This is a genomic window from Gemmiger gallinarum (genome assembly GCF_014982805.1).
Lineage (GTDB): Bacteria > Bacillota > Clostridia > Oscillospirales > Ruminococcaceae > Gemmiger > Gemmiger gallinarum.
Genome location: NZ_JADCKC010000001.1, coordinates 636,548 through 650,927, shown reverse-complemented (window position 1 = coordinate 650,927; position 14,380 = coordinate 636,548). Strand labels below are relative to the sequence as shown.

Genomic DNA, 14,380 nt, shown 5'->3' with positions numbered 1-14,380 from the left:
ACCATGAAAGTACCATTCAGCTGGCTGAAAGAATATGTGGACATTGATGTTTCCGCCCAGGAGCTGGAGGAACGCCTGTTTTCCTGCGGCTTTGAGGTGGAGGAACTCATCGACCTGGGCGCCGAGATCGACCGTGTTGTGGTCGGTGTAGTCACCGAGGCAGTGCCCCAGGAGGGCACCCACCTGCACGTCTGCAAGGTGGACTGCGGCGAGTACGGCCATGACATCCAGATCAGCACCGGCGCGCCCAATGTCTACGTGGGCATGCATACCCCCGCCGCTCTGGACGGCGCCACTCTGCCCGGCGGCATCCATATCAAGGCAAAGCCCCTCATGGGCATTGAGTCCAACGGTATGCTCTGCTCCGGCGAGGAGCTGGGCCTCAACGACGATCTGTTCCCGGGGGCTGAGGTTTACGGTCTGCTGGACCTGCCCAAGGACACCGTCCCCGGCGCCGACATCCGTCCGGTGGTCGGTCTGGATGAGGTGATCTTCGACATCTCCATCACTGCCAACCGCGCCGACTGCCAGTCGGTCCTGGGCATTGCCCGGGAGGTGGCCGCCGTGCTGGGCAAGCCCCTCAAGATGCCCGCCACCGACTATACCGTCTCCGATTACACCGATCCCCGTCTCTCCATCGCGGTGGAGGCCCCCGATCTCTGCCCCCGCTATCTGGGTCACTATGTCCGCAACATCACGCCGGGGGAATCTCCCCGCTGGATGAAGCGCCATCTGGCCCTGTGCGGCCTGCGCAGCATCTCCAATGTGGTGGATATCACCAACTACGTCATGCTGGAGATCGGCCAGCCCATGCACGCCTTTGACATGTCCACCCTGGAAAGCTGCCAGATCATCGTCCGCCGCGCCCGCAATGACGAGAAGATCGTCACCCTGGACGGCAAGGAGTTTGCCCTCAGCGAGAACAACCTGGTCATCTGCGACGGTTCCAAGCCGGTGGCTCTGGCCGGCGTCATGGGCGGCCTGAACAGCGAGATCACCGAGAACACCACCCAGCTGCTGTTTGAGTCGGCCAAATTTGCCCGGGACAACATCCGCAAGACCTCCCGCAGCCTGGGCCAGTCCACCGATGCCTCCAGCCATTACGAGAAGGGCATCTCCGAGTACACCACCGAGCTGGGCATGGCCCGCGCCCTGCACCTGATCCAGGAACTGGGCTGCGGCGAAGTCACCGCCAGCGCCTTTGATGTCAGCGCCGGTGCTCCCCGCGAGGGCAAGCACTTCACCGCCACAGTCAGCGGCATCAACGCCATCCTGGGCATTGAGGTCCCCGCGGACACCATCGTGGATATCCTCACCCGCCTGGAGTTCCAGGTCACCCGCGACGGCGACAAGCTGGATGTTATCGCGCCCCGTTACCGCGAGGATATCGAGGTGGGCGAACCCGACCTGGCCGAGGAGGTCATCCGGGAGTACGGCTACGAGCACATCGTGCCCACCTTCCTGCAGTCTGCCGAGGTCACCAGCGGCGGTCTGACGCCCGACCAGAAGAACCAGGCCAAGGTCAAGCGCACCATGTGTGCTCAGGGCTTCTATGAGGCCGAGACGCTGGCCTTCTATGCCGACGCCGACCTGGATGCCCTGCACATTGCCGCCGATGCGCCCGAGCGCAAGGTCATCCGCATCCTCAACCCCATCAGCTCCAACCTGACCATCATGCGCACCCTGCTGGCGCCGTCCCTGCTCAATGTGGCAGTGGAGAACCTCAAGCGCGGCAACCATGAGGGCCGCCTGTTCGAGCTGTCCAACATCTATATTCCGCGGCAGCTCCCCGTCACCGAGCTGCCGGAGGAACGCCTGCACCTGGGCTTCACGGCCTTCGGTGACAACGAGGACTTCTTCAGCCTCAAGGGCGCCATGGAGGTGCTGGGCCGTGCCTTCGGCCTGACCTTCGACTATGAGCGCGCCAACGATGTACCCTGGCTGCATCCCGGCATCTCCGCCCATATCCTGTGCAACGGCAAGCGCATCGGCTGCTTCGGCAAGCTGGCCAACGACGTTACCGCCGAGCTCAAGCTGCCCAAGGACAGCAAGAATAACCAGAAGATCTTCCTGGGCGAGATCGACTATGTGGCTATGATGGAGCAGGTGGACCCGCACTTCCGCTACCAGCCCATCCCCGAGTTCGACACCGTCCAGCGCGACCTGGCTCTGGTGGCCAACGAGGAGGTCACCTGCGGCGATATCGTCAAGGAGATCCACAAGGCCTGCCCCCGTGTGGGCGATGTGGAGCTGTTCGATGTCTATCGCGGCGACCAGCTGGGCGAGGGCAAAAAGAGCATGGCTTTCACCCTGCACTTTGTCCCTGCCGACAAGGCCCTCTCCGCCGAGGAGATCGACCGCTTCGTCAAGAAGATCCTGGGCAACCTCAAGTACCGCCTGGGCGTGGAGATCCGATGATCTCTCAGCCTGAACAGGCAACAGAATAAAACAAAAAGCCCGTCCCGGAAGCAGAAACGCTTTCGGGGCGGGCTTTTTCCATGTGTGATGTGAGGGCGTGCACATTCCTTCGGACTGCCGCCGGAGAAGACCGCGGCCTCCCGGCGGGAGGGCGGGGAAGAACCCTTACCTGCGGGATTTCAGCAGTTCCTTGAGTTTGAGGGCCTTGTCGATGTTGCCCTCCACCTTGAGCTTGCCCATCATGACGGCGGGAACGGGATCGGTTTTGCCCTGGGCAATCTTGAACAGGGTATCGGCGGAGCAGGTGAACAGAACGTCCCTGTCGTGATACTGGTAGGGCTCGATGGCGAGGGTGCCGTCCTTGAGCTCGACGTAAAAAGCGCCCGCCGCGTCGCCGGTGATGTTGAACTGATAGGCCAGGTGATCCGGGATGCCGCTGACATCGGCAGATTGGAACATTTCCTTTACCCGGGCGAACATTTCTTCAAAGGTCATGGCAGACTCCTTTCTATACAGGCAGCTCCTGTAAGCACAGGTTTGATATCTTTATTATAAGGGCACCGGGGACACGCGGCAAGATGGAGACTGTCAAAATCTTTTGGGAAACTGCCGTTAACCCCAAGCTGTATCCATGGCACGGCCCGGACAAGGACAAACGCACAGAGAGATACGGTATGACATCGTGTACCTGATTGCATGATGCGGCATGTTATTGCGTTTCCCCTGGGGCTTATGGGCCGAGTGCTTTTCGCAGCCATGGCTCTCTGGCTGGGGGTGATTACCGAGTGCTGACCAAGGAGGAAAAATCCGAAATTGCAAAGATGATCCGGCTGGCAAAACATCCGAAGGCACAAATCGAAATCTGCAAGCAGCTTTACTGCTGCTCACGGAAAGAGGTTGTGGACTGCATCCCGGGAGGGGAGCAGGCGGTAGCAGAGTTCCCCTCAAACCGGAAAGACCCTTACACGCGGGAGCATATGATCTGCCGGAACCGCTGACGGAATCCCAGATTTACACCCTGGGAAAGCTGGCTGCACGGGCGAGGTACAATGCCGACCACGTGAAGGCCAGGGCGACAGCCGAGGAGCGTCGGAACCTGCAGGATAAGGCGGAGGCGCTGGAAGCGGCGCTGAAGCTGGCGGAAGGGACAAGCTGCGGGGGAAAAGAGACATAAATCTACCTGTGTGTATGCAGATGCATGAAAAAGCACAAAAAATGGCTCTTCTATTGCAGGAAAGATGACAGACAGGTATAATATAGAAAATTGGAGGTGAGATAACGGACATGGATTATGGAAGCGAAGCCTCTGAGATTTTACAGAAGTTGGGTGACAGGAAAATCCCTGTTGAAATTTATGAATTGGCAGAAATTGAAAAGATTAAAGTGCTGATTCGAAAAACAGAAGACCTTGATAAGATTGGAAGAGAATATCCGAAGGCTATGCTGGCGGCAAAGGCTGTTGTAAAAGAAATTTGGAAGGACTACAATTTTGGCGAGGAAGAATATTTCTTGTTCCTGACTACGAAAGATTCGTTGGAAAGAAGGCTTTTGACCGCATTTTTTATCGCAAACAAGTGTATCAGAAAGAATCTGCTGGGAAATGTTCATTTCATAGATTCAAACATAGAAACAAGTGATGATGCTTATAAACTTGCTCTTTATCTCCTGATGCCAAGTGATAGTTTGGATGGAGAACTGCGAGACAGGGATACCACGGCGATTGAGGCAATCAAAGATGAGTCGGTAATAACAGATTTGTCTGAAAAATTTCTGGTATCAAAAGTGGATGTTGCGAACCGACTGAAACTATCCAAGGAGGCCTGAGATGGCAGAAAATGATGCGAAAGCGTCTGGGAATGCTGCGGGCAAAAGGGCTGGTTTTGAAGAGCGATACGAAAAAATATTTGGCTTATTCACTGACTACCGTCAACCTACAGACAAAGACGAGAATCTTCAGGGACGCAAGCAAATTGAAGAACAGAGAGCAAAACAAGCTCAGGAACGAGATAACCGGTTTACTATGCTGGTTGATCAGTTCGTCAAAAATTATGCAGACAAATACAACCAGAATAAGAAGTTCAAAGGAGCGTTTTTCTGGTGGGTCATGGCTTTGTTTACATTCGTTTTTCTTTTGCCGCTGCTTATCGTGGTACTGATTGCGTTTGGATGCATTAAACAGATGGAAAGCGTTGCGGCGCTGGCAACTTCCCTTGGAACGATTATTACTGCTATGATTGTGATCCCTAAGATTATCGCGGAGTACCTGTTCTCTCTGAAGGAAGATGAGACCATTATCAAAATCATTTTGGAACTGCATTCCGGAGACACAAAAGAAAAATGAAAATGGCCGCTGGATTTCTTATCCGGCGGCCTGATTTTATTCGGATATGGCATTCAGTACGACGCAGACAGCCCGTTCAGCATTGTCGGTGAGCTGCCGCTGCCATGCCTGATTGCGGGGGGACCACCGGAAGCCGTTTGTCCGACGATGAGCGCAGAGCGTTTTTCTCGATGACAGATGGCCGCTGGAAAGGCAATCCCTTCTGATCTGGTCTAGCGTTAGTCTAACACTTTACGTTGAAACCTGTACAAAAGTATCCATACAATACAATCAACAAACACGAAAAAACCGCGAAGAAACGTCGCATTTGACGAATCTTCGCGGTTTTTTCTTGGTCCGAGTGGCGAGAGTCGAACTCACGGCCTCTTGAACCCCATTCAAGCGCGCTACCAAACTGCGCTACACCCGGATACGCTGCGCTCTCGCGGTCAGCAAGATATATTATAGCCACCGACCCCCTGATTGTCAAGACTTTTTTGCCAAAAAAATCGGATTTTTTCTTTTCGAGTCTTGAAATCTGTAAGAAAGGCGATCCTGCGATGTTTTCTGCGCGGCGAGCAAGAAAAAGCGCGGTACGGTATACACTTTCTATGACGGCCTAAACAAAAAACAAACACATTGCACAAAAATCTGAAACAAAATAGGCATAATACATAAAAACAAAGGAAAATGTTGACTTTATTTTACAAAAACTCCGGAAGGTGGTACACTGGTGTTGCGCTGTAGGACTGCTTTCCTGCCATAGCGGGCTTCCAGCTGCAATATGATGTATAAGGAGAAAATAACATGGATGAAAGAAGAGAGAAAAAGCGGCAGCTGAAGCGGGCCTACAAAAAGGCGAAACGCAAGGCGCTGGGACCCTGGAAGGGGCTTTGTATCCTGTGCTTGGTTGTGTCGCTGGTGGCCACTCCGCTGTATGCGGTGCTGCATATCTTTGACAACACGGTTGCCGCTTTTGTGGGCGGTACTTTCTGGCACCTGGAGAACGAGGACCCCGGGGCTCAGTACTTTACCTCGGATTTTGCCTCTGCGGAAGAAATGGTGGAGTACGGCCTTGCTCTGTGCGAGCAGGTGGAGGGTGAGGGCGCCGCGCTGCTCACCAACGAAAACAGCGCCCTGCCGCTGGCCAAGGGCGCAGCAGTCAGCTGCTTTTCCACCTCGTCGGTCAATCTGGTGTATGGTGGTACCGGTTCGGGCAATATTGATGCCTCCAGCGCAGATACATTAAAGGATGCTCTGGAAAAAGCAGGCTTCTCGGTCAATGAGACACTTTGGAATTTCTATACCGAGGGCCCCGGCAGTGAGTATCTGCGCGTGGGCGGTACCGGCGTGCTGTCCACCGGCGCAGCCATCAATGAGGCACCCTGGAACGTTTACACCGAGGATGTTCTTGCCTCGGTGGCAAATTACGGGGACGCCGCCATTGTAGTGCTCTCCCGTGTGGGCGGCGAGGGTGCAGACCTGAGCTATCAGGACACCAACTATCTGGCCCTGAGCGATGTTGAGCGCGAGATGATGCAGAACATTGCCGCCCTCAAGCAGGCGGGAACGGTCAAAAAGATCATTGTCCTCATTAACTCTGCCAACCCGCTGCAGGTGGATTTCCTTAAAAACAACGATTACAGCGTGGATGCCTGCCTGTGGATCGGCGATGTGGGCATCTCCGGCATCAATGCAGTGGCAGGCATTCTGGCAGGCGACATCAATCCGTCGGGCAGTCTGGTAGATACCTACTGCTATGACAATTATTCTTCGCCCGCCATGCAGAATTTTACGCCCATCACCTATGCGGGCTACACCGAGGGCGTCGTCCCGGCCAATGCCAGCACCTATATGATTTATCAGGAAGGCATCTATGTGGGCTACAAATATTACGAGACCCGCTATGAGGACGCCGTTATGGGTACCGGCAATGCCGGGGATTACACCTATGCCGACACCGTTGCCTTTCCCTTCGGCTATGGCCTGAGCTACACCAACTTTGCCTACAGCGACATGCAGGTCAGTTACGACGCGGCTGCGGACCAGTTCCATGTGGGGGTCACCGTCACCAACACCGGCGATACCTATGCGGGCAAGGAGACGGTGCAGGTCTACGTCCAGAGCCCTTACACCGATTATGACCGGGAAAACGGCATTGAAAAGGCCTCCGTGGCTCTGGTGGACTTCGGCAAGACGGAGGAACTGGCGCCCGGCGCGTCCGAGACGCTGGATATCACGGTGGACCGCCGTGACATGGCGTCCTTCGATACCTACGGCATCGGCACCTATATTATGGATGCGGGGGATTACTACCTCACCGTTGCCACCGACGCGCACAACGCGGTCAACAACATTCTGACCGCCAAGGGCTATACCGCTGCCGACGGCATGACCGGGGCAGGGGATGCCGCATTGACCTACACCTGGAACGAGGCTGCCCTGGATGCGGCATCCTATGCCACCAGTGAGAACGGCACCCCAATCACCAACCAGCTGTCCGATGCCGACCCCAACCTGTACGATGGCCTGGATACGCAGGTCACCTGGCTGAGCCGCAGCGACTGGACCGGGACCTTCCCCTCCGAGCCGGTGCAGCTTGCTTTGACCGAGCAGCTGACCGCCGATCTGCAGGATGTCCAGTATGACGCCGCCGACTATGAGGAAACCACCATGCCCCGGTTGGGCGCGGACAACGGTCTGCGTCTGTATGATATGATCGGCCTGGAATACGATGACCCTCAGTGGGAGTCCCTGCTGGACCAGCTGACCTTTGATGAGATGGTTTCGCTGATCGGCGATTCCTTCCACTGGCGGATGCCTGCCAAGTCCATTGAAGCTCCCGGCACCCGGGATGAGAACGGCCCCCAGGGTCTGACCGCATCCCTGCTGGGGTCCGGTGCCACCCAGCTGACGGCCACCGCTTTCACGTCGGAAGATGTCATGGCGGCGACCTTCAACACCGACCTGATGTATCAGATCGGCAATGTCATCGGCAACAACTGCCTGCAGGCGGATATCGTCTGCCTGTATGGCCCCGGCAACAACATTCACCGCACGCCCTACGGCGGCCGCAATTTCGAGTATTACTCGGAGGATGGTTTCCTGTCCGGCAAGATGTCCGCCTATGAGGTCAAGGGCATTCAGGAAAAAGGTGTGGATGTGGTCATGAAGCACTTTGCCCTCAACGACAGTGAGCAAGACCGCATTGGTCTGGGCGTCTGGCTCAATGAGCAGGCTGCCCGTGAGATCTATCTCAAAGCCTTCCAGGCTCCCTTTGAAGAGGGCGGCGCCAACGGCGTCATGACGGCTTATACCCGCTGGGGCGCCACCTGGTCCGGCGCCAACAAGAGCCTGATGACCAACATCATGCGCGGCGAGTGGGGCAGTCTGGGCATGAGCATTACCGACAACGTGCTGACCACCTACGTCAACGGTGTGGATGGCATTATGGCGGGCGGTGTCACCACCTTTGATGCCATGCTGCCTTATGTCACCGACCAGCTGCCCAAGTATGAGAACGATGCCGTCATTGTCAATGCCATGCGGGAAGCCTGCCATCACAATCTGTATGCCCTGGCCAATTCCTCCGGCATGAATGGCGTCGGCCCCAACACCACGGTCAGCCCGACCAGACCCATGGTGGTCACCATCGCGCAGATCATTGCCTGTGCGGCCATCTTCTTCATGCTGCTGTCTGCCGTGCTGTGGATCCTGGGCGTGCGCAAGTTCCGCAAAACCGAAGAGTACAAGGCTTACCGGGAATTCAAGGCGCAGCGCAAGGCCGCAGGAAAATAATATTGTACGGCGCAAAGGCGATGACAAAACACAACACAATAAAATAAGACAAAGTATGAAATAGTAACGAATGTCCGGCAGAACTGTAAGTCTGCCGGACATTCGTACTTTTTGTGGAAACGTCTTTTCCGCCCCACACACTGCGGGCGGAAAATCGAGATGCTATGCCGGCAAAGAAAACCTTTCACCAGGCCGCTGAACAGAAAAACTTCCTGGCGCAGTATGGGGTAAATGGACCTTTGGACAAACAGGAAAGAAAACAGAGCAGTCCCCCTGTGAAACCAAGAGGAGAAACCATTTTTTTCACTGACTTTTACCATAAAAAATGTAGGATTTTGGTGCAGGAACATGCCAAACTGACGAAAAGGCAAATAAGAAGCAGTTTTTTGAAAAAAGTATGACTTTGACTATTGGTTTCCTACTATTTTTATAGTAAAATGTCGGCGCACTCGACAACAAAATAAATATTAAAAAGCAGCCCTGATCTTAGCCAGGAGTGATGCCGTGCAGCCACGGCAGCTTTTGGGGCGGATACAGAAAGGATGTAACCAAGTGAGAAAAGCCATCGCCACCTTGCTGAGCTTCTGCATGATGTTTTCCATCATGGCACAGGTCTCGATTGCGCGCGCGGAGGAAATGCCCGGAACGGAGTCGGGAAAGCAGTACTTGCTTCAGACGCAGACTTCCGGGCAGAGCGAGGATACGGCACTGCAGGATGCCGAGCCCCGTGCGGCTTCTTCGGAGACTGCTCTTGAACCGGAGGCACCTGTCCAGACAGATGCCGCGGAAGATACCACCCCGGCGGCAGAGGACGCCGCCGCACTGACCCTGGATGAAGAGGAGGAACAGTTCTCCCAACCGGAGCAGATTTCCGGCGTTGAGGTTTGTGTTCTGTCCGGCCTGCCGCTGCAGCGGGATGTGGAGTTCACCGTCTGCCTTGCACGGGAAGGGGAGGAGGCAGCCGAAAAAACGCTGACCCTTTCCGCGGACGCACAGAACACGACACCCTCCGCCCGGACGGTGCGCTTCGACGGTCTGGAAAACGGCCGCTACACCCTCACCGTGAGCGGCAGCGGATTTGAGACCTACACCCAGACCATTGAGGTGAAGGACCTGGTCTATTCGGTCCAGCTGTACACCGGTTTCCTGGCCGGATTCACCTACAGTGCTGCCGATGTCCATCCCGGCGTGCTGCGCATCGGCGATGCGGACGGCAGCGGCACCGTGGATCAGGCGGACATTGACGCGGTCATCGATGCCATGGAGGCAGGGGAGAATTCCACAGCCTGCGACCTGGACGGCAGCGGCACCGTGGACCTGACCGACCTCCAGATGCTGGCCGAAAGCTATCAGGACACCCGGGACAATCTGGCTGCTGTGGTGACCCGTATTCCCGAGGCTCTGAGCAAGCCGTCCACCAACGAAAACACGGTGATCGAGAGCGGCAGCCTGGAGGACCTCACCAACGGCAATGCCACTCTCTCGCTGCAGAACACTGCCAGCGAGCCCATCTCGCCCGAGAACCCGGTGGAGATCAGCTTTGACTTTGCCACCTCTCAGGAGAGCGTGCCCATGGAGGGCATGGTCCTCCAGACGCCTGCCGACAGCGACAACGCCGTCAGCGGCGCGGTGGTGACTGTGGAGTATGTGGACCCGGACACCGGCCTCACCGAGACCATGGAACTGATGGTGGGGGCTGCGGTTATGGCCCGCGCGGCAGCCGCACAGGTCCGGCCGGACGGTTCGGTGGTGCTGGACTTCGGCGGGCAGATTGCGGTCAAAAAAATCACCATTACGGTGACGGCCACCGCCAACAGCACCAATCTGGCTGAGATCTCCAAAGTGGAGTTCCTCAACGATATGGAAAGCCACATCCCGGCCCCCGAGATGAACATTCCCACCGGCCTCAAGGCCGAGCCCGGCAGCCGGAACTTTACACTGACCTGGAACGGGGAAGTCAACATCACCGGCTATGAGGTGCGCATCCGCTGCGGCGACAGGGAGGAAATCCTCCGCACCTCGGTCAACAGCCTGACCGTCACTACCTTCGGCGGGGAGAAGCTGACCAACGGCACCGAGTATACCGTCAGTGTCCAGTCGGTCAACGGCGAGTGGCGCAGCGGTTACAGCGACACCGTTACTGTGGTGCCCAAGGCGGACAAGCTGCCTACCGCGCCGGATGCCCTGCGGCTCACCGGCCGCTTCCAGCGCATCGAAGCCTCCTGGGCGGCTGCCAAGGATGCCGACAGTTATAATGTCTATTACCGCAGGCAGGGGGACGGCGACTATCTCTGCGAGACGGGTGTGAAGGCAACTTCCTTTACAATCCGCAATCTGGAAAACAACGCGGCGTATGAGGTCTACGTCACCGCCGTCAATGAACTGGGCGAAGGCCCGGCCTCGCTGCTGGCAACGGCATCCACCGCCAACATCAACCCGGTGCGGATGCCTGCCTACAAGCTCATCAATACCCCCGAGTCGGCCGGCGAGGTGACCAGTCATATCGTCAATGCCACCCATTCGGCCGGTTACATGAAGGACAGCCCGCTGGATTCCGGCAACACGGCCTGGGGCATTGTGGACGGAGACTTTGCCTCCTGGTACGGCATCAATGACTGGGATGACGGCGCAGAGTATCCCGACGCAGGCGGCGTCCGTGTGACCTTTGATGAGGTCTACCGGATCGGCAGTATCTCCCTGACGCAGATCGAGGATCTGAGCCTGTACCAGAATGTCCGTGTCTACGCCCATGACGAGAGCGGCAAGGAGTATCAGGTTCCCGGCGTGACCATCGCCAAACACAGCGACGGCAACGGCCGGTATTACTACACCATCAAGATCCCCGGCGGCGTCGAGACCGATTACCTGCGGGTCTGCGTGGGATACAAATATTATGCATCGCCCGTCTCCATCTCGGAGATCCGGTTCTATGCCTATGACAGTCTGGAGGACGACATCTTTGCTCTGTATGCCGACAACCTCCACCTGACCCTGGCCCAGGGCGTGGATGAGGAAAAGATCAATGCCCTGGCCGCACGCCTGGAGACCCGCGACAACGGCGAGCTCCATCCCGACTACGACAAGTTCAAGACCGAGCTGGAAAACGCCCGTGGTCTGCTGTCGGCTTCCCTCAGCGATGCCGTCACCATCCACACCACCATCTCGGCCAAAAACGACACCCACCTGGGCATCAACGGCCTCAACGCCTGGCAGCCTCTGGGCGTCACCGCCCATGCAGGGGAGGAGCTGGTCATCTACGTGGGCGGCAGCACCGGTTCCACCGGCGACACCGCCCCCCTGCAGCTCATCGCCTCCCAGTATAATGCCGAGTACGGCCAGGTGGTCTCCAAGCCCATTCAGCTGCGCATCGGCCGCAACGAGATCCTTGTTCCCGAGCTGGTCAGCTTTACGGCGGAGCACGGCGGCGCACTGTACGTGCAGTATACCGGCAGCGATGCCGGTGCCCAGTACTCGGTGCGTGTCAGCGGCGGCGTCAAGATTCCCATTCTCAGCCTTTACGGCATTGACGATTCGGAGGAACGCCTGACGCTGGTCACTGCTTACATGGAGGAACTGGAACGCTACACCGCCGCTCTGGAGGAGACCCACAATGCCCTGCACAAGGGCTCCGGCAATGCCGCGGTGGATTACGACTACAAGGCGGAGGAGTGCATCCTCAATTCCACCGACATTCTGCTGGATCAGATGATGCTGTCCGTCCCGGCCTCTCAGATTCTGGCGGGTCTCAAGAGCGGCGACACAGGCGCCCGTGCGTCTGAACTGCTCAACTCTCTGGATGCCATGGACCAGATGATGCTGCTCTTCTACCAGCACAAGGGCCTGACCAATCTGGAGGGGGCAGGAGCCAGGAACCAACTGCCTTCCCAGCATCTGAACATCCGCTACATGCGCATGTTTGCCGGCGCCTTCATGTACGCGGCCGGTAACCACATCGGCATCGGCTGGGATTCGGTCACCGGGCTCTCCCAGGGCAATCCCATTGTGCTTGGGGAGGATGGCCGCTATCTCAGCGGAAACTTCTTCGGCTGGGGCATTGCCCATGAGATCGGCCACAACATCAACAACAACAAGTACACGGTGGTCGAGGTCACCAACAACTTCTTCTCTCAGATTTCCCAGAGCGCGGAAGGCGTCCGTTTCAGCTACGACGATGTTTACCGCAAAGTCACCAGCAACACCACGGGACATTCCGACAACGTGTTCACCCAGCTGGCTCTCTACTGGCAGCTGCACCTCGCCTATGACGACAGCTACGAGTACGAGCTCTACGACAACTATCAGGATCTGTTTGACGGGCGCTTCTTTGCCCGTGTGGATACTTACGCCCGCAACACGGCGGCGGCACCGGCCCCGCAGGGCATTGCCCTGACCCTGGGCAGCAATTCGGACCAGAACCTCATGCGCCTTGCCTGTGCGGCGGCCCAGAAGGATCTGACCGAGTTCTTCCAGCGCTGGGGCATGACGCCCGACCAGACCACGGCCGCCTATGCCGCTCAGTTTGACAAGGAGACCCGTGCAATCTACTACGTCAACGACGACGCCCGGGATTATGCCTTCACCCATGCAGCATCCGGCAGCTTTGCGGGACAGCAGGTCCTCACCGAAGGCACCGCTGCTGTTGTGGATGAGGTCACTCCCAATCAGGTCAACCTGACCTTTGCTTCCACGGCGGACAGCGACCTGATCCTCGGCTACGAGGTTGCCCGCATCACCTATGAAAACGGCCAGCCCAAGACCGAGGTGGTAGGCTTTGCCGCCGGCAGCAGCTATACCGACACCATCACCACGGTCAACAACCGCACCGTGACCTATGTGGTCACCGCAGTGGACAAGTTCCTCAACCGGTCCCAGAGCATGACGCTGCCCACCGTCAAGATCAGTCACGACGGCAGCTATGACAAAGCCCTGTGGACGGTGACCACCAACATGGTTTCGGAGCAGGATACCACCCACGACGCCACCGATCACGACCCCTGCGAGCCGGAGACTGTCTCCGCCATCGCCCAGGTCATCGACAACAAAAAGGCCACCACCTACACCGGCAAGGCGGCTTCCGGCCAGGCCACCGTCACCATCGATTTCCACAAGACACTGGCGGCCACCGGCTTCAAGTACACGGTGACTTCCGGCACACCCATCCAGGACTACGAGCTGCAGATCACCACTGACGGCAGCAAGTGGACCACCGTTGTCACCGGCACCTTTGCCTCCGGCGAGGTCAATACCGTTTACTTCCGCAACCAGAATAACGATCCCTGGGTCGCCACCTACGACGCCGCCCAAATCCGCCTGATCGTCAAGACCCCGGCGGGCAGCGAGATCTCCATCAGTGAGCTGGATGTTCTCGGCCCCACCGGTGACAATGTGGAGCTGCTCGCCGACGGCATCGGCTATCTCAAGACGGAATACCGCTTTGACGAGGGCGACGGCAACGTCATCCCGGAAGGCTCCCTGGTCTTCACCGGCAGCTACAAGGGCAACCCCGCTTACAACGTGGTCCTGCTCTACGATGAGAACGGCGATCTGGTGGGCGGCATCGACGCCGAGGGCAGCCTGCGTGCCCAGCAGATCATTCTGGCGCCCGACCCGGATAACGGGGAACTGGGCGAGGTCAGCGAGGGCTACTGGGTCTACTGGATCGAACCGGACGACCTGGAAGGCTTTACGCTGCCTGACTCGGTGCGGGCGGAGCTCTACCGCGTGGACAATGCCACCACCAACGAGGGCCAGCGCCTGACCGCCGACACCCTGTTGGTCACTCTGCCCGGCGAGCTGCCCCAGATCACCATTGCGGGCAGCACCCATTGATAAGACAAAAGGAGA

The 14,380-nt window shown here is 57.5% G+C and carries 7 protein-coding genes and 1 tRNA gene; 6 read left to right on the top strand and 2 right to left on the bottom strand.

Going from position 1 to position 14,380, the window contains the following annotated elements; genetic code table 11:
• The first annotated feature begins 3 nt into the window (after positions 1–3).
• Positions 4–2,418: a phenylalanine--tRNA ligase subunit beta gene (gene pheT, locus INF35_RS03135; protein ID WP_193500069.1), complete on the top strand. Its 2,415-nt coding sequence runs from the start codon at positions 4–6 to the stop codon at positions 2,416–2,418.
• 165 nt (positions 2,419–2,583) lie between these two features.
• Here pheT and INF35_RS03130 read toward each other — a convergent pair whose 3' ends face one another.
• A complete protein-coding gene (locus tag INF35_RS03130) occupies positions 2,584–2,913 on the bottom strand; it encodes an SCP2 sterol-binding domain-containing protein (RefSeq protein ID WP_193500068.1) in 330 nt (109 codons plus the stop codon).
• A gap of 290 nt (positions 2,914–3,203) precedes the next feature.
• On the opposite strand from INF35_RS03130, the gene INF35_RS03125 reads away from it, so the two are divergent.
• From INF35_RS03125 to INF35_RS03115, 3 genes are all read left to right on the top strand, one after another.
• Positions 3,204–3,416, top strand: a complete 213-nt coding sequence (locus INF35_RS03125) for a hypothetical protein (protein WP_193500067.1) — start codon at positions 3,204–3,206, stop codon at positions 3,414–3,416.
• 286 nt (positions 3,417–3,702) lie between these two features.
• Positions 3,703–4,242, top strand: coding sequence for a hypothetical protein (locus tag INF35_RS03120; protein ID WP_193500066.1), 540 nt, complete (start codon positions 3,703–3,705; stop codon positions 4,240–4,242).
• 1 nt (position 4,243) lies between these two features.
• A complete protein-coding gene (locus INF35_RS03115; protein ID WP_193500065.1) occupies positions 4,244–4,759 on the top strand; it encodes a hypothetical protein in 516 nt (171 codons plus the stop codon).
• 332 nt (positions 4,760–5,091) lie between these two features.
• On the opposite strand, the gene INF35_RS03110 is transcribed toward INF35_RS03115, so the two are convergent.
• Positions 5,092–5,168, bottom strand: a tRNA-Pro gene (locus INF35_RS03110).
• Positions 5,169–5,545: 377 nt separating this feature from the next.
• Between INF35_RS03110 and INF35_RS03105 the strand changes: the two genes are divergently transcribed.
• Complete coding sequence (locus tag INF35_RS03105) at positions 5,546–8,536, top strand: beta-glucosidase (protein WP_193500064.1); 2,991 nt, start codon at positions 5,546–5,548, stop codon at positions 8,534–8,536.
• A gap of 552 nt (positions 8,537–9,088) precedes the next feature.
• Positions 9,089–14,365, top strand: coding sequence for a fibronectin type III domain-containing protein (locus INF35_RS03100; protein ID WP_193500063.1), 5,277 nt, complete (start codon positions 9,089–9,091; stop codon positions 14,363–14,365).
• Positions 14,366–14,380: the final 15 nt, after the last annotated feature.